This window comes from Xylanibacter ruminicola, from assembly GCF_900107775.1.
Lineage (GTDB): Bacteria > Bacteroidota > Bacteroidia > Bacteroidales > Bacteroidaceae > Prevotella > Prevotella ruminicola_C.
Genome location: NZ_FNRF01000007.1, coordinates 80,742 through 97,005, shown reverse-complemented (window position 1 = coordinate 97,005; position 16,264 = coordinate 80,742). Strand labels below are relative to the sequence as shown.

Genomic DNA, 16,264 nt, shown 5'->3' with positions numbered 1-16,264 from the left:
CATATCAACTTATTTATGTAATTTTGCAGACAAAAATAAGAAAATTAATGAAAAAGATCACTATCTTACTGATTTCCATGTTGTTATCAATATCACCCATCGAGGCAAAAGATAAAAAGACCGTCAAAATCAAGGTGATTGAAACCAGCGATGTGCATGGACATTTCTTTCCTTACGACTTTATGGAGCAGCGCCCCATTAAGGGAACCCTTTCGCGTGCCAACACCTATATCAAAAAGCAGCGTAAAAAGTATGGTGAGGATCATTTCCTGCTGATAGATAATGGCGATATCCTGCAAGGTCAGCCTTGCGTATATTGGTCGAACTATGTGATGCCCGAAGACGAGAACATCGCAGCTTCGGTTATCAACTACATGAAATACGATGCCGAAACCGTTGGTAATCACGACATCGAGCCTGGTCATAAGGTTTACGATAAGTGGATCCGCGAGGTTCGCTGTCCATTGCTGGGCGCCAACATCGTTAAAGAGGAATACAAGAACGCAGAGGCCCGTCCTGAGCATATTTATACAGGACTGAAGCCCTACTCTGTACATTACAAAGATGGTGTTAAGATTGTAGTTATCGGCATGCTTACACCAGCCATCCCCAACTGGCTGAACAAATCAATCTGGAAAGGATTGGAGTTCGAGGAGATGACCGCATGCGCCAAGAAATGGATTAAGTATGTAAAGGAGAACGAGAAACCTGATTTGATTTTCGGTTTGTTCCACTCTGGTCTGAACGGCGGTATCAAAACTGCTGAATACGAGGAAGACGCAACTGAATCAGTAGCCCGCGAAGTTCCTGGTTTCGATATTATCTTCTTTGGTCACGACCATCAGGTACACAACATGCTGGTTACCAACAAGGCTGGCGAAAAGGTGCTTTGTGTAGATCCCTCATGCTATGTAAACAACGTGGCTGAAGCAGAGATTACGCTGACATACAAGAATGGCAAGCTTAGCAAGAAAAGTATTATCGGCAACATTGTAAATGTGCGCGACGAGAAGATCGACAAGCAGATGATTACCTACTTCCAGCCTACCATCGATAAGGTTAAGGAATACGTGAGTCAGAAGATTGGATACTTTAAGAATCCTATCTACACCCGCGAAAGTTTCTTTGGCAACTCAGCATTTACTGATCTGATTCACAATCTGCAGATGAGCATCTCGAAAGCCGACATATCGTTCAACGCCCCCTTGGCATTCGATACCACCATCGATGCCGGCGAGGTTACACAGGCCGATATGTTTAAGCTGTATCGCTTTGAGAATCTGCTGTTTGTGCTCAAGATGACTGGCGAGGAAATCAGAAAACACCTGGAGTTCTCGTACGATATGTGGTGTAACACTATGACATCGCCCAACGACCACGCATTGCGCTTAAACGACGATTCGAAGGAAGATCAGCAGCGTACTGGATTCCAATACTACACCTTTAATTTCGACTCGGCTTGCGGCATCGACTACGAGGTGGATGTAACCAAGCCCGACGGACAGAAGGTAAGAATTCTACGAATGTCGAACGGTGAGCCATTCGACGAGAAGAAATGGTATAAGGTAGTAATGAACAGCTATCGCGCCAATGGCGGTGGCGAGTTGCTGACTCGTGGCGCAGGTATCCCACAGGATTCGCTCGAGAGTCGTGTGCTCTTCTACACCGAACTGGATCAGCGCCACTATCTGACTGAAGAAATCAAACGTCTGGGTACTATCGACCCACAGAAAAATAACAACTGGAAGTTTGTACCCGAGGCATGGGTAAAACCAGCCCTCGAGAGAGACCGTAAACAACTGTTTGGAAAATGAAACAACATTATTTCGTATTCTGTAAAGAAGACTTATTGTTAGAAAAAACCGCAGATGGCGGTTATACCATCCCCTTTCAGGAAGAACCACCCACCGAGGTAAAACCTTGGACCAACGTAATGACTGTAACCCCGCTGGATGGCGTTGAGGTAAAAACATATAAGATAGACAGTCCGGTTTGCGACGACCCACGCTACGAGATGTGCGGTTTGCGACAGAGCTATTACAAACTTGATAAAGCCCTGTACCAGAAGGCAGGCAAATGTCAGGAACTGCTGTATTGGGATGCCAACACCAAGTATTGTGGTGTGTGTGGCGCCCCTATGCGAATGGATACTGATATCTCAAAGAAATGTACTGAGTGCGGCAAAGAGATATGGCCACAATTAGCTACAGCAGTCATCGTGCTGATACACAAAGGCGACGAGGTTCTGCTGGTTCGCGCCAAGAACTTCCGAACTGATTTCTACGGATTGGTAGCAGGATTTGTAGAGACGGGCGAAACACTCGAAGAAGCGGTAGCCCGTGAGGCTTTCGAAGAAACAGGCGTAAAGATTACCAACATCCGCTATTTTGGTTCGCAGCCTTGGCCCTACCCTTGCGGACTGATGGTAGGCTTTAATGCCGACTATGTATCAGGCGATATTCACCTGCAAGCTAGCGAGATAGCCAAAGGTGGCTGGTTCCGTAAAGACAACCTGCCTACTATCCCCGAAAAATTATCTATAGCACGTATGCTGCTCGATGCGTGGTTAGCCGAGAAAGATTAATACTCTACTAACTGCATCGATAGCACACCCGTATAACTGATGGTTGATTCCACCATATAACAGGTAGCGCCATCAGGGATACATAGTGTAGCGTTAAAATGCAAGCCTGCGGCATCAATATGACTAAAGGTCATATTAGCCAGGATGGCATCGTTTAAGAATTCGGCAGGTACCAGACCTTGGTACTGCTGCTTATGGAAATCACTCGAATAGATCTGTCGCGCACCTTGGAAAACACTAATGTGCATGATGTTATCGTAGTACACATTCTCTACTTCCAGTCCGTCCTCGTTAAAAGTACGCTTTGTGACTTTATACTTGGTAGGATTAATGGCAATATACCAATGGTAGCGATTGCCGTTATAGGCAGCCACCGAGTCGATCTTAACCTGATGGGTATAGGTTAGCACACTCGGAGCAGTTGTCTCTATATCAGCATCATCAGCATTGTCGCTCTTCTGCAGTTTCAACAAATCACCATTCTGATTATTAAACCAGAAGAGATGTTCGGTATGTTTAACGATACTATAAGCCGTGCCCGATGCCAGATAAAGCGAATCCTTGTAGATGCGGAAATAGGTAGGCATACTGGTAGCATCGGCAAAGTAGAGCGTATCGCCACTTACACGGAACGACACATCGCCACTCTCCTCATCTACCCAAACTCCCTGGAGCATCTCCTTTGCCGCCTTATCGTCGGGCAACGCTGATGAGTTTTTCTGGTTACAAGACACCAGAAAAACCATCAACATTGATATCGTTAATAACCTCTTCATTTACTTACCTATACAATGATATTCAAAGCCATTCTCATCAAGTTCCTCTGTATCAAAGATGTTACGACCATCGATAACCAGAGGGCGCTTCATAGCCTTCTTGATTACCCCCCATCCTGGCAGGCGGAACTCCTTCCACTCGGTGAGCAGCAACAGAGCGTCGGCATCCAGCACCACATCATACATGTCGCGACAATAGGTTACCGTTTCGCCGATTCTACGCTTACACTCATCCATAGCAATGGGGTCGTAAACACGTACGTTACAGCCAGCCTCAAGCAGTTTGGCAATCATCACAAGGGCAGTTGATTCGCGCATATCATCAGTCTCAGGCTTGAACGAGAGTCCCCACATGGCGATGGTCTTACCTTTCAGAGCCTCAACGCTACCAAATGCCTTAACCAGCTTCTCAAACAGCACGCTCTTCTGTTTTTCGTTCACACGCTCAACGGCCTTCAGAACCTCCATCGAGTAGCCATTCTGGTCGGCAGTCTTAATCAACGCCTTTACATCCTTGGGGAAGCAAGAGCCACCATAACCGCAACCTGCATACAGGAACTTACGACCGATACGCGTATCGCTACCGATACCAGCGCGCACCATGTTAACATCGGCACCAACACGCTCGCAAAGGTTGGCAATATCATTCATGAACGAGATACGGGTAGCCAGCATCGAGTTGGCAGCATATTTAGTCATCTCGGCCGATGGAATATCCATGAAAATCACACGGAAATTATTAATCAGGAAAGGCTTGTAAAGCTTGGTCAGCGTTTTCTTGGCCTTCTCGCTCTCAACACCTACTACCACACGGTCGGGACTCATAAAGTCCTTAATGGCGTTACCCTCTTTCAGGAACTCCGGGTTCGAAGCCACGTCGAACTCGATATCTACACCACGCTTAGCCAATTCGTCCTCGATAGCCTTACGTACCTTTTTGGCAGTACCTACCGGTACAGTACTCTTGGTTACAACAACCACGTACTTTTTCAGGTTCTGACCGATGGTCTTAGCCACCTGCAGCACGTATTTCAAATCGGCCGAGCCATCCTCATCGGGAGGTGTACCTACAGCCGAGAAAACAATCTCCACATCATCGAGTACAGAGGCCAAGTCGGTAGTGAACTTCAAGCGACCAGCGGCCACATTCTTCTTTACCAACTCGTCGAGTCCTGGTTCGTAGATGGGGATTTCACCGTTCTTCAGGCGTTCTATTTTCTTTTCATCAACGTCTACACACGTAACATTTGCTCCTGTATCGGCAAAGCATGTTCCCGATACCAAGCCTACATATCCGGTTCCTACAATAGCAATATTCATACTGTTAACAACTAAATTTTGTGCAAAGGTACACTAAATTTTTAATATCACAAGCATTTTAAGTTTCTTTTATTTGTTTATGTCGAAAAAATACAGTAATTTTGCACCCGTGATTGAATTAGAAAGACATATTGAGATACTGTTGCTCGACAACGACTGCGTGATTGTGCCCGGTTTGGGCGGATTCATGGCGCACCATGTTGAAGCAAGATACGAGGAAGACGAACAGGCCTTCCTTCCCCCACTCCGTACATTAGGTTTTAACCCACAACTTAAGATTAACGATTCACTTCTGGCCCAGTCGTACATCGAGGCTTACGACATCAGCTACCCAGAGGCCCTTCAGCGTATTGAGGACGAAGTGAACGAACTGACGCAAATCCTGCAGAACGAAGGTCGCTACGAGCTTAATAATATAGGTATAATAGAGCTTAACGAGGATGGTAACTACGTGTTCACCCCTTGCGAGGCTGGCATTCTTACGCCAAGTTTGTATGGACTCAACTCGTTCGAGATGAGCATGATTAAGGGTGTCGCCCAACCAGAGGTTGAGGAAACTCCTGAAGCCAAGGTTGTGGAGATGAAGCCCGAACCCAAGCCCGAGCCCGAGGTTAACAGCGTACTGCAGCAGAACTTGGTTGATATCAACGACGACGATACCGATGTGGTTCGCATCAAGTTCTCGTGGATTCGCAATGCCGTTGCTGTTGCCGCCATCCTGTTAGCTGTGTTCTTTGTAGCTATGCCTACTGGCAAGACCGAGCTGATGAAGAGCACCATCAACAATCTGAACAATCAGATTCTGTTTGGCATGATGACCTCGAAGGACACTAACACCAGCGCCATCGATTTTAAGCGTAAGGATGCTCAGAAGCCTGCCGCAGTTAAAACTGCCGAGGCTATACTCGATACCATCAAGCCCGCTAAGCCAGCCGAGGCTACCAAGCCCGTTGCCATCAAGACCGACAGTACTCGCGAGGGTTACTGCATTGTGCTGGCCAGCCATGTTAACAAGCAGAATGCTGAGATTTTCATCAACAACTTGGCAGAGCGTGGTTACAAAGGTGCCGAGATTTATGTGCACAACAATATTACCCGTATCGTTTACGGTCACTATGAGAATCAAGCCGATGCTTATACCCAGTTACAGAAGATAGCCAAAGAAAAGGATTTGGCCGAATCGTGGGTTTACAAATATAACGAGAAAAAATAATCAATGAAGAGAGTACGCTGCCCTAAGTGCGACCAGTACATCACCTTCGATGAGACCAAGTACGAGGCTGGTCAGTCGTTGGTTTTCAAATGCCCCGACTGCGGCAAGGAGTTTGGTATCCGTATCGGCGTGAGCAAGCTTCGCGAGCGCCAGAAGGACGAGAATCCCGACGAGCAGGCCAACGAACAGGGTTGCGGATCAATCGTAGTTATCGAAAACGTATTCCATTACAAGCAGGTTATCCCTCTTCGTATGGGCGACAACATCATTGGGCGTTATCAGAAAGGCAATCCCGCCAATACCGCTTTCGAGACAGTAGATCCCAGCGTCGATCTCAATCATTGCACCATCACCGTTAGTCGTGATAAGAAAGGTGGCTTGCGTTACACGCTGAAAGACAACAACAGCAACACCGGCACCTTTATCGATAACGTAGAGCTCACTCCAAAAGAGCGTCGCGTTATCAGCGATGGCACCCTCTTCACCCTTGGTGCCACCTCTATCATCCTTCGCACATCCAACGACGAAGAATAGAATATGATTACAGAAGGCTACATGCCGTTTATGGGCTACCAAACCTACTACCGCATAGTAGGTGAGGCATCGGAGAAAGCACCGCTATTGTTGCTGCATGGCGGTCCAGGTAGTACGCACAACTATTTCGAGGTGCTCGACTGCATCGCCGAAACAGGACGACAGGTTATCTCGTACGACCAGATAGGTTGCGGCAATTCTTATCTCGACGGACACCCAGAACTTTGGACACAGAAGACGTGGATTGACGAACTTATCGCCATCCGCGAGTATCTTCAGCTCGATGCCGTACATATACTAGGCCAGTCGTGGGGAGCCATGCAGGCCATCGCCTATGTCATCGACCATCAGCCCCAAGGCATCAAGTCGCTCATTCTGTCATCAGGCCATGCCTCCAGCAGTTTATGGGCCAGCGAGCAGCACCGTCTTATCAAATACCTGTCGGACGAAGATCAGGAAGCCATCCGCCATGCCGAAGCTACAGGCAAATGGGATGATGAAGCCTATCTGCAGGCAAACAATCATTACTTTGAGCAGTTTGTTATTAGTGTTGATGAGCACTCACCCGAGTGTCTCCGTCGTCCCAAGCGTGCTGGTGCCGAAGCCTACCTCTATGGCTGGGGCCCCAACGAGTATCAGCCCCTCGGCAGTCTGAAGGACTTCGAATACACCGATAAGTTAGACCAGATTTCTCAGCCTACACTTATCTGTAGCGGTACACGCGACATCTGTACCCCCGTTGTAGCAGCCTCACTCTACGAGCATATCCCCCACAGCCAATGGCATCTGTTCCGCCACTCGCGCCACACCTGTTTTATCGATGCTCACCAGGAGTATTGCCAGGTGCTTACCAAGTGGCTGGAAGAAAACGACTAACATGACGTGGACTGTAACACCCCTTCACCTGCGGCACAACTAAAGAATAGAAATATTTTGCAAAACATTTGGATGTTTGGAGTATTTTGTCTATTTTTGCAGCAGAACAAACAAACATCTTTGTATGACAGATAAAAACAGAAAGGTACTCGACCAAATCAAAGCAGTTGCACGTGAGTCTGCCCCCAAAGGCAGTCTGGTTATTCTGTTTGGTTCAAGAGCGAGAGGCGAAGCAAAAAGAGGATCCGATTGGGATATCCTGATTGTTCTGCCAAAGAACCGCTTGGAACAGAGTGATTACGATGATGTAAGTTTCCCCTTTGTTGAGTTAGGTTGGAAACTCAACGAACAAATCAATCCCGTTATGTACACCAAAGCCGAATGGGATGCCAGCAGCATTACCCCATTCTACGACAACGTTGTACGTGATGGCATAAAACTTATATAAGCCTCTTCTTGAAATGCAGCCTCTTTCCAAAGAATTTGTTGAGCAGGTAGAAGTTATTATTTAGTTATTCCCAACCACGACCTTTGGCCATGTTACTGCTGCAATATCCTCGACGATTTTAAGCTACAGTAAAGATATCGATGCCATCGCGTTCTATTTGTTCGCGGAAGAATGGACGCAGATTGTCATGATCCTGAATCAAATCGACCTTGCATCCTAAGAGTTCCTCCAAATACTGGGCAGCCAAAATGTAATTAAAAAATTTGGCTGGCATAACCACGAATAAGTCAATATCGCTACCATCGCGATGATCACCACGAGCCACTGAACCAAAAAGTCGCATGCTTACTATTCCGAACTGCTGCTGCAACTCAGACTGATGCTCTCGTAACAGAGCTATGTACTCTTGCGACGTTTTCATTCCTCTGTGTAAAGTTTGTCTTTCTCGAAGGTGATGCGCAATCTCAAAATTTGATTATTTCAAAACAATCATATTCGAAATCCGTCTTGTTCCTCCTTGTCTTAACTCAGGGGTGTTGATACGAATGTCGCAATCCACGACGAAAATAGCGTCAGACTTGTTGGAACGGATTACATTTTCGTCATGCATGTCGCTGAGGTAAATATCAGGTGTAGCATAGGTCCAGTTGCGAGGATTTTTTAGTTCAAAGCCCATCTGACGCATATAGTCAGCAATCTCTTCATCGCTCACTGGCTGACCATCGATGAAGGGTTGCTCAACGATAATCTTAAACTCCCCGTTCTTGTCGCGTCCAAAGCCAAGAACTGTCAGTCGAGTCTCAGGGAAATAGGTATTATGGAGTGTTATGCGGTCGAGGGCAAAGATGGGCTGGATAAAATAATCAAGGCCAATGGATTTTATCAGTGTAGAGCCATGATCATAAACTTTAGCCTCACCACCCTCTGCAATCTGTTCGCCAAGAACCTTGGGCAACTGCTCATCAACACTTTCTGTCCAGACTCCAACAGCTTTTGCCCATCGCTCTATTACACTTTCTTGCTGCGCTCCAAGTTGGCACTCTCTTTGGTAGTCGCTGAGTGCTGACGAATCCTGGCTATCTGAGCCAATTTCTGCTCCCGCGAGCAGGGATGCAATGACATTTGTAGCACCTCCCGCTGCGCAGCCATGCTGTTCCTGCGGTGAAAATCGTTGATAAACCAACCGTCCGCTAATAAATTGTTCTGCATAACTATCAAGTTTTTGCAGGCCTTCAGACGTAAAGCCCTCTGCAATTATGTTGTGGATGGAAGTCCAAAAGTCTGCATTGTTCATAATTAATTCCGATTTTGCTGCAAATATACAACTATTTTTCGAAACAACCAAAATATCGCTACTATTTTTCCAAGTCTGACATTTTACTCTTCACTATAGTTTTTGTCTTTCTCGAAGGTGATACCTTCGTAGAGTTCTTGGTGGCCTTCGTAGCTTTGAGGGAGGAAGTGGAGGCGGACACCACGGATGTGTTTCTTGGCTTTGAAATCTTTGAGATTGTCAACCTTTTCGCTTTCGATTTCGAGTTTCATCATGCCCCAGTCCTCTAAGCGCACACGATCGCCCTCACGTAAATGATTGTTTACAACCTCGGCTACACTCGACATGACAGCTAATACATTAGATGTATGTGTACCCATGCGTTGGGCTACTTCTTTAATAAGTTGCCTGCTCTCTACGGTGTGGTAGTGAACTGCCACAGCCTTGTACTTGCCAAAAGTGGGCAACGTTGGTTTGGTTTCTTTCTTTAATCTATATTTCATAAGTAATACGTTTTTAGTGCTGCAAAAATACACATTTTCTAGAGAATAAACAAAATAATCGATGAAAATATTATTATTTTTGAATGCGGCAGAGAAATTGCAATAAAAAAATATGCAATAAGCCTACATGCCTACATATTTTTGCCTTAAACACCTATTACACAATATGTTACAAAGTTTAAAGCCTACATAAAGCCCCACAAAAGCCTACATAAAGCCTACATGCTGCCTACATGTTTTTTGCCGTTTACCCACGTACTAACAGATATTGTTTGCCTGGTTAGCAGCTTTTATCCTTAATACTCGTTACAAAATTCTCTAGAGAATTTTGCTACTGCCTAGGCACTCAGCAATGTTTAGTAAGGCACTTAGCCGAAAATTCTCTAGAGAATTTCACTACATCCTTTATGGAGAAATATTGCGAGTACATTAATAAGTATGTTTTCGCTAGGCAGGAAGTAGCTTTTTGTGCCTTAAAAAGTTACTTTTGGGATGTCGAAAAGCTACTTTTCGGTCGAATTTATGTAGGCTTTATGTAGGCTTTTGTGGTACTTTATGTAGGCTTAAAAACGCACAAAACCCTTTGTACATGCGGTTTTCAAGCGTTTTTATGTAGGCATGTAGGCTATATAGCAAAAATTATTTCTAAAAATGTAATTAATTCTCGAATATTTGTAGTACCTTTGTGGGCGATTTTATCATAAACAAATAACTAATAAACATAAATATGAAGATTACATTACTTAAAAAAGAAGGCCGTAAAGAGGTTATCAACCGTGTAGAGTTGGCTGAGATGGCCTCAGCCATCAAGAATGGTATGATTGAGAATACTGTGCGCCAAACACGCGAGGTATATCATTTGATGAATCCACACAGACTGGGCGACGGACAGATTACCACACAAATAGAGGGTGGCATTAAACTGCCACGCATCTGCTTTGTGGCCAACTACCAGAATCGCAAAGGCGATTGGCGCATGCCAAAGGGCTAACGATGCTGCACCCAGTGCTGAATCGCGACAAGATGCTGGTTGAGAAGATTTTTCAGACCGTTTATAGCGTGACCGAACAGGAGGATTATCGCGAGAAGCATAAGATTAAGCCCTTGAAGAGTGTGCCCGAAGATACTATCCAGGCGATGAAGACTGAGATATTCCTGAATTCGAACTTCGACATGCGTAAGAACCTGCTAACAGGTGTGGCCGAGTATCGCGAGAAGTTCAGCAACGACCAGCGATTCAAGCCTCTTACCGAAGATGTGCGTAACGATATGACGCTGAGAGCCACCGAGTTAGGACTGAAAGCATGGGACAGAAACGTGAACCGTTTTATCGACTCGACCCGTATTGAGCAGTTCGACCCCATCAATACCTGGCTTGATCAGTTGCCCAAATGGGACGGGCATGATTACATAGCCGAACTTGCAGCCCGTGTGCCCACCTCGCAGCCGCATTGGCCCAAGTACCTGAGATATTGGCTGATGGGAATGGTAGGACAATGGCGCGAAAGCGATAAGCAGTTGACAGGTAATGCACTCACGCCACTATTGATTGGTCGCCAGGGATGTGGTAAAACGCGATTCTGCAAGATCATCCTGCCACCCGAACTGCGCGATTACTACAACGACAAGCTGAACTTCAAGAACGAGTTCGACCTGAACATTGCCTTGACTAGTTTTGCCCTCATCAACATTGATGAGTTTGATAAGACTACCTCGTCGCAGCAGATTGTACTGAAGTATCTGCTGTCGTCGAGCGATGTGAAGTTTCGTCCACCATACGGAAAGACCATCAAGTTGTATCGCCGTTACACCTCGTTTATCGGCACTACCAACCAAATGAAACCTCTGGTTGACCCAACAGGAAGTCGCCGTTTTGTGTGCGTAGGTGTAGAGGGCAACATCGACTTCAGCGACACGCTGAACCATGAGCAGCTATTTGCCCAGGCCCTATACCTATTTAATAAAGGTGAGCGCTTTTGGCTGAACGATGATGAAATCAAGCAGCTGATGGCCGAGAACGAGCCGTTCCAGAAACTGAACGATCTGGTTGAGATGATTGGCGAAAGCTTCCGCCGCCCCAAGGAAACAGAGCAAGGCAAGTGGTGGAGTCTGGGCGATATCAGTCAGGTGCTGGCCACGCGCTATGCCAACTTCGACCCAGAAACGCCATTCCAGAAGATAGGCAACGCCCTGAACGATGTACAGTTCAATTTTAAGAGCAAACGCAAAACCAACCACATGGAATACTGGTTGATTGAGAAATAAAACACATGCTGTAATGGTGCAATGAAATGCTGATTAGTAGTCATGAATCTGAGCCCGAATCTGAGAGGCAAAGTAAAAGGCAACCAACATTGAAGTGAAATCAACTATCGGCTGCACCCACATGCAGCCAAACAAAGGCCATAGCGCATTCATGACAATGAGCAGGGGAATATCGACAACACCTTTTCGCAGGATACTGCAGATAAGGGCCTCTCGTGAACGCTCCATAGCTTGAAAGAGCGTGATGGAGGGATAGCACACCGCCATGAATGGCATGGCTACTACCTGTATCCGGAGAAAAGGTACGATGTATGATACCGTGAGCGATTCCTGTGTGAACAACATGGCCAATTGGTATGCCCAAATTTCAAAGACAGCGAAGCACAGCATGGCAAATCCGAACGAAATGATACAGCCACACTTGAACACGTGATTGCGCCGGACAACGTTACCCGACGAGTGGTTGTAGGCAAGTAGTGGCAAGATGCCTTGAGAAAGTCCGATGGTAAAGTAGAGCGGCAGATAGTCGAGCCGTTTCACAATGCCAAGGGCTGCTGTTGCCTCAGTGTTATATTGGGCAACAAAGTGCGTCAGGGCTGCTACGGCAACCACCGTCAGCATATACTGTATAGATGATGGGAAACCAACCTTGGAAATGCTGCCTATATAATGCCTGGTGTAGCGCAGAAGCTGTGGTGCAAAGGTCAACACGCCAGTCTTTCGGCGACGCCAGATGACGACAAGCAGCCACAATACCGAAACCATGTTTGATACTGCCGTGGCGATACCTGCACCAACAATACCCATATTACCCATGCTCGGCAGCATGAGCAGAGGATCGAGCAAGCAATTCAATATACCTCCTGCCGAGATGCCGATGGAAGCCTGGAGTGCCATGCCCTCTGCTCTGACCAGATTGGCAAGCACGAGATTCATGATGACCGGTATGCCGCCGATGGTAATCACCCAGAACGCATACTCCTGGGCGGGGGCAAGAGTTCGTTCGTTGGCACCGATGAGGCTCAGTAGTATGTCACTATACAACGGAAAGGACAAACAGCATACCAATGCCAGTATCATACCCATCCAGAAGGTGATCGATGCCACACGTTGCGCCCCTGTATAATCGTGCTTGCCCAGATGATTTGCAAACTGGCTTCCGCCGCCAACTCCAGGCAGGTTACCGATGGCGGTCAGCATCAGATAGAGGGGCAGTACAATAGTAGCCGCCGCCACCAGTTCCGGCTTGTTCAGACGTGCCAGGAAAAAAGTGTCGGCCCAGTTGTAAAGAAGCACTATCAGTTGAGCCACAATGGCTGGGATACTCTGAGCTAGTACAGCCCTTGCAACAGGCATTCGCTCAAAGACTTCTATGTCAACCTTATAGGAGCGCATTCTGATAGCTATACATGTTCATTATACACTCCCAGCAGTCCAGCCTGTTCCACCCGCTGTCTGATGGCTTCGATGTCGGTGGTGTATAGCTGCTTTTCCTTCATGCGGTTGAAGTAGTTTCCCCCCGAGAAGGTAAAGCGCTCCATGGTGTCGTGCCTTTCCTTGATAGCACTGTTAGCCGCTGCAATGAGGTCGCCTACGGCAAGAGTCTGCGGCAGTGTCAGCAAGGGCTTGGCGGCAGCCAGTCGTGCAGCGTTGTGACCAGCCAAGGTTCCTGTGGTAATGGCCTCTGTGTGACCAATAAACAGACCACTTTTCTCGCCGGCGCAAAGCAGGTTGCTGATACCATCCACAGTCATGGCATTTGAGCGGTAGGCTACTGAGAGGTAACGTATGGAGTTGCCCTTGCTGCCAGCACATGGATCTACGTAACGGGCATTTTCCATGCCGGGCAGCCGCCTCAACTTCTCAACGGGATAGTAGCTGGTCATGAGCTTGGCGTCGCCAGTATCGAGTAGGATCATATTCTCAGAGAAATCCTTGATGGCATATTGCTTACAGGCCTTTATCTTCAGTTTGTCGTAGTTGATTTCCTCCTTAGGAAGTGGTATCAAGGCTACTCCTTTGCTGTTCAATTCTTCCTGCAGCGCTGCCGACAGACTCTCTTTCGACACCTTGCACGATCCAGAGAACACACCGAACATGTCGGGCTGGCGTTCGCCCTGATAATCCTGACCTCCACAGCGCTCAGTGATACTGATGCGCGGGCCAAAGGCTGGGCAGCGCAGCACGCACATGCAGCAACCATTGCCATATTTCAAGCAGTTACCCATTGGTCCGGCACTACCTGTAGTCTCAATGAAGACATCACCTTCGAAAAGGTCGCCTGAGTCGGCATAGACACCTTTCAACTGATTGTTATCACACACTACATCGCAGATGTGTGTAGAACAGTGAACATCAACACCCATTTCCAGAACCAGTCTACGAACATGCGCCTCGATGGTGTTGACAGGATAGAGTGTGGCGTGATGATGACCTGGGAACTCCACGTTGCGGTGCAGCGCAATGCGGTCAATCAACTGGAACAGTTCGCCACCTCCCAGCGCAATCATCTCTTCGGCAGCCGTGAACCTACCGTTGTTACGCATGATTCCACCTGCATTGCCACATCCCAGCAACATATCTGTTTTCTCTATCAGACAAACCTCGGCGCCAGCTTTTCTTGCAGCTATCGCAGCGGCTGTACCAGCCCATCCGCCTCCTATGATAATAACTCTCATATAACGTTTATTTTATTTTTACTTGTTCTTTACAATGATGAATAACCCGTCTGTCGGCAGTTATTTCTGTGCATGCGCCGCACACACCTTCGCCGCAACACATCCTGGCATTGTTACAGGCCGAAAGCTTTACATGACGGTTGCCGATATAATGCAGATAGGCGGCCACCTGGTGTATCACATATTCCGAAGCACCGACATGAATCAGGCTGCCGCCATCGGCCACGAACCGTCTGATAACGTGCTTGGCAGGTGTGCTGAGCTCACCATCGTCATCAAGCAGAGTCAAAGGCTTAAATGGGAGTTCAAACAGATCGAGCTGGAACTTCAGGATAGAAGGTGAGAAATTTCCTTCGTCAACATACAATTCTGTTTCGTTGTGTCTGGATTGAAGATATCTGACTGCGGATACCGATGGCAATAAACCAATGCCCTTGGTCAGTATCAGGCAGCGACTCGATTGTTGCGCTTCCAGATGCTGCAATCCTAACAGGCCGTTGTTGAACGGGCCGCGTAGCAGTAGCGTGTCACCCTCGGCCAAGTCCTTGAACTGGTTCGTCTTGACACCACGAAAAAGAAGGGTCATTCCGATGCTGCCCACCATCATCTCCTCAAATTGTACGGAGATGGGACATCGTACCAGGAAGCCGCATCTTTACGGCGTACAAACACAAAGCCGCCCGGACGTTTCACCTCCCTCTCTAATGATATAGGAACCTTCACCCTTAAAAATACCAAGCCGTCGTAATGAATCACCGATATCACCTCGCATTCATACGTTAACCTACCGGGGTTTGCCTTCCCACCATTTCTGAGCAGTTCCTGCTTGATGCAGATACCACCACTGGCCTTACAGTCGCAAAAGGCCTTGCCATTGACCTGACTGCAAACTACACAACCACCCGTCACCGCCAAAATACATGGGCAGAAACGGCTGCCATAATCAGCACATAAACCGTTTATAATCACAAGTTTTCAATCTTTCAGTTAATAGATGCTGCAAATATAAAAAGAAATATCTGAATTTGGATCAGTCCGATTGTTAATAATTATTAACGTGTAATTATTTCTACTGGTTAATGGAAAAAAAAGAGCCCTCACGAGGGTGAGACCTCGCGAGGGCGTAACATAGTGGAGCTGGAGGGAGTCGTAATCGACGTAGTCGCTTCGCTTGCGAAGAACCCTCACGAGGGTGAGGCCCCTCTGGCGTAACATAGTGGAGCTGGAGGGAGTCGAACCCTCGTCCGCACAAGGAAACCATACGCTTTCTACACGCTTATCTTGGCCTTCGTTTTCGAGCTGCGGCAAGACCCAAGCCACCAACCGCAACCTTATCTCCTAAAACTTCATCCGTGCATCGGAGCCTGCACAAACTATTTCCGATTTAACCTGCGCCGCTTGATCTTTGGATTCGGAACAACATCCTCGGAGCGACGTCTCGTTCCTCTACCTTGTAAAGGAATAAAGCCAGTAATCTACTATACTTCGATTAGGCAGCGAGAGCATACTCATTGTTGCCAATTAAATTTTCCTTGACTCAGATTATGGAGGGAACCAAAGAAGCCTCCGCGTGCTTACGTACCATTTCATCTCGCCGTCAAATCCAGTCAACCCCAAGACGTAAATGTCGTAATATCGAACTGTTCGCTAACAATTTCGGCTGCAAAGATAGCACTTTTTCTGGTACAAACCATGTTTTTATGCAAAAAATTAGTATTTTTGTAGCCGATTTCTATAATATTCCGACTGAAAAGTCGTTTAAATATAGTATAAAAGTAATAGTAAAAAATGAAA

16 protein-coding genes and 1 other RNA gene are annotated in these 16,264 nt (G+C 47.0%); 8 read left to right on the top strand and 9 right to left on the bottom strand.

The genetic code is table 11. The features are described 5' to 3' along the window. Positions 1 to 47 precede the first annotated feature (47 nt). Together BLU97_RS15160 and nudC are read left to right on the top strand one after the other, a co-directional pair. Positions 48 to 1,814 carry a bifunctional metallophosphatase/5'-nucleotidase gene (locus BLU97_RS15160; protein ID WP_074762293.1) on the top strand — a complete coding sequence of 589 codons (1,767 nt, stop codon included), beginning with the start codon at positions 48 to 50 and terminating at the stop codon, positions 1,812 to 1,814. Beyond that, complete coding sequence (nudC, locus tag BLU97_RS15155) at positions 1,811 to 2,584, top strand: NAD(+) diphosphatase (RefSeq protein ID WP_028908282.1); 774 nt, start codon at positions 1,811 to 1,813, stop codon at positions 2,582 to 2,584. The genes BLU97_RS15160 and nudC overlap by 4 nt, the downstream gene beginning before the upstream one ends. Here the strand turns inward: nudC and BLU97_RS15150 are convergent. Next, entirely contained in the window at positions 2,581 to 3,360 is a 780-nt protein-coding gene (locus BLU97_RS15150) for a DUF4738 domain-containing protein (RefSeq protein WP_074762292.1), read from the bottom strand. The two genes, nudC and BLU97_RS15150, sit on opposite strands and share 4 nt — an antisense overlap. Continuing rightward, the gene (locus BLU97_RS15145; protein WP_074762291.1) at positions 3,361 to 4,680 is read right to left on the bottom strand and encodes a UDP-glucose dehydrogenase family protein; all 1,320 of its coding nucleotides are present in this window, start codon (positions 4,678 to 4,680) and stop codon (positions 3,361 to 3,363) included. Positions 4,681 to 4,789: 109 nt separating this feature from the next. Here BLU97_RS15145 and BLU97_RS15140 point away from each other — a divergent pair, with 109 nt between their 5' ends. From BLU97_RS15140 to BLU97_RS15125, 4 genes are all read left to right on the top strand, one after another. After that, positions 4,790 to 5,893 carry an SPOR domain-containing protein gene (locus BLU97_RS15140; RefSeq protein WP_074762290.1) on the top strand — a complete coding sequence of 368 codons (1,104 nt, stop codon included), beginning with the start codon at positions 4,790 to 4,792 and terminating at the stop codon, positions 5,891 to 5,893. A gap of 3 nt (positions 5,894 to 5,896) precedes the next feature. After that, positions 5,897 to 6,427 (top strand): FHA domain-containing protein, encoded by a 531-nt coding sequence (locus tag BLU97_RS15135; protein WP_013065595.1) that lies wholly within the window; start codon positions 5,897 to 5,899, stop codon positions 6,425 to 6,427. Between the two features lie 3 nt (positions 6,428 to 6,430). Beyond that, the gene (gene pepI / locus BLU97_RS15130; protein WP_074762289.1) at positions 6,431 to 7,303 is read left to right on the top strand and encodes a proline iminopeptidase; all 873 of its coding nucleotides are present in this window, start codon (positions 6,431 to 6,433) and stop codon (positions 7,301 to 7,303) included. A gap of 124 nt (positions 7,304 to 7,427) precedes the next feature. Continuing rightward, complete coding sequence (locus tag BLU97_RS15125) at positions 7,428 to 7,751, top strand: nucleotidyltransferase domain-containing protein (RefSeq protein WP_074762288.1); 324 nt, start codon at positions 7,428 to 7,430, stop codon at positions 7,749 to 7,751. A 118-nt stretch (positions 7,752 to 7,869) separates the two neighbouring features. On the opposite strand, the gene BLU97_RS15120 is transcribed toward BLU97_RS15125, so the two are convergent. The 3 genes from BLU97_RS15120 to BLU97_RS15110 form a co-directional block, all read right to left on the bottom strand. Next, the gene (locus BLU97_RS15120; RefSeq protein WP_033150005.1) at positions 7,870 to 8,172 is read right to left on the bottom strand and encodes a nucleotidyltransferase family protein; all 303 of its coding nucleotides are present in this window, start codon (positions 8,170 to 8,172) and stop codon (positions 7,870 to 7,872) included. 54 nt (positions 8,173 to 8,226) lie between these two features. Continuing rightward, positions 8,227 to 9,045, bottom strand: coding sequence for a hypothetical protein (locus BLU97_RS15115; RefSeq protein ID WP_074762287.1), 819 nt, complete (start codon positions 9,043 to 9,045; stop codon positions 8,227 to 8,229). Between the two features lie 83 nt (positions 9,046 to 9,128). Then, positions 9,129 to 9,527, bottom strand: a complete 399-nt coding sequence (locus BLU97_RS15110) for an HU family DNA-binding protein (protein WP_074762286.1) — start codon at positions 9,525 to 9,527, stop codon at positions 9,129 to 9,131. A gap of 727 nt (positions 9,528 to 10,254) precedes the next feature. On the opposite strand from BLU97_RS15110, the gene BLU97_RS15105 reads away from it, so the two are divergent. After that, positions 10,255 to 10,518, top strand: a complete 264-nt coding sequence (locus tag BLU97_RS15105; protein ID WP_074762285.1) for a hypothetical protein — start codon at positions 10,255 to 10,257, stop codon at positions 10,516 to 10,518. 2 nt (positions 10,519 to 10,520) lie between these two features. Further along, positions 10,521 to 11,792: a VapE domain-containing protein gene (locus tag BLU97_RS15100; protein WP_074762284.1), complete on the top strand. Its 1,272-nt coding sequence runs from the start codon at positions 10,521 to 10,523 to the stop codon at positions 11,790 to 11,792. A gap of 33 nt (positions 11,793 to 11,825) precedes the next feature. Here BLU97_RS15100 and BLU97_RS15095 read toward each other — a convergent pair whose 3' ends face one another. From BLU97_RS15095 to ssrA, 4 genes are all read right to left on the bottom strand, one after another. Continuing rightward, positions 11,826 to 13,187 carry an MATE family efflux transporter gene (locus BLU97_RS15095; protein ID WP_074762283.1) on the bottom strand — a complete coding sequence of 454 codons (1,362 nt, stop codon included), beginning with the start codon at positions 13,185 to 13,187 and terminating at the stop codon, positions 11,826 to 11,828. A gap of 8 nt (positions 13,188 to 13,195) precedes the next feature. Continuing rightward, on the bottom strand, positions 13,196 to 14,470 hold the full coding sequence (locus tag BLU97_RS15090) for an FAD-dependent oxidoreductase (protein ID WP_074762282.1): 1,275 nt from the start codon (positions 14,468 to 14,470) through the stop codon (positions 13,196 to 13,198). A 7-nt stretch (positions 14,471 to 14,477) separates the two neighbouring features. Beyond that, positions 14,478 to 15,056: a hypothetical protein gene (locus BLU97_RS15085; RefSeq protein WP_139209058.1), complete on the bottom strand. Its 579-nt coding sequence runs from the start codon at positions 15,054 to 15,056 to the stop codon at positions 14,478 to 14,480. 628 nt (positions 15,057 to 15,684) lie between these two features. Then, positions 15,685 to 16,085, bottom strand: a transfer-messenger RNA (tmRNA) gene (gene ssrA / locus BLU97_RS15075). Positions 16,086 to 16,264: the final 179 nt, after the last annotated feature.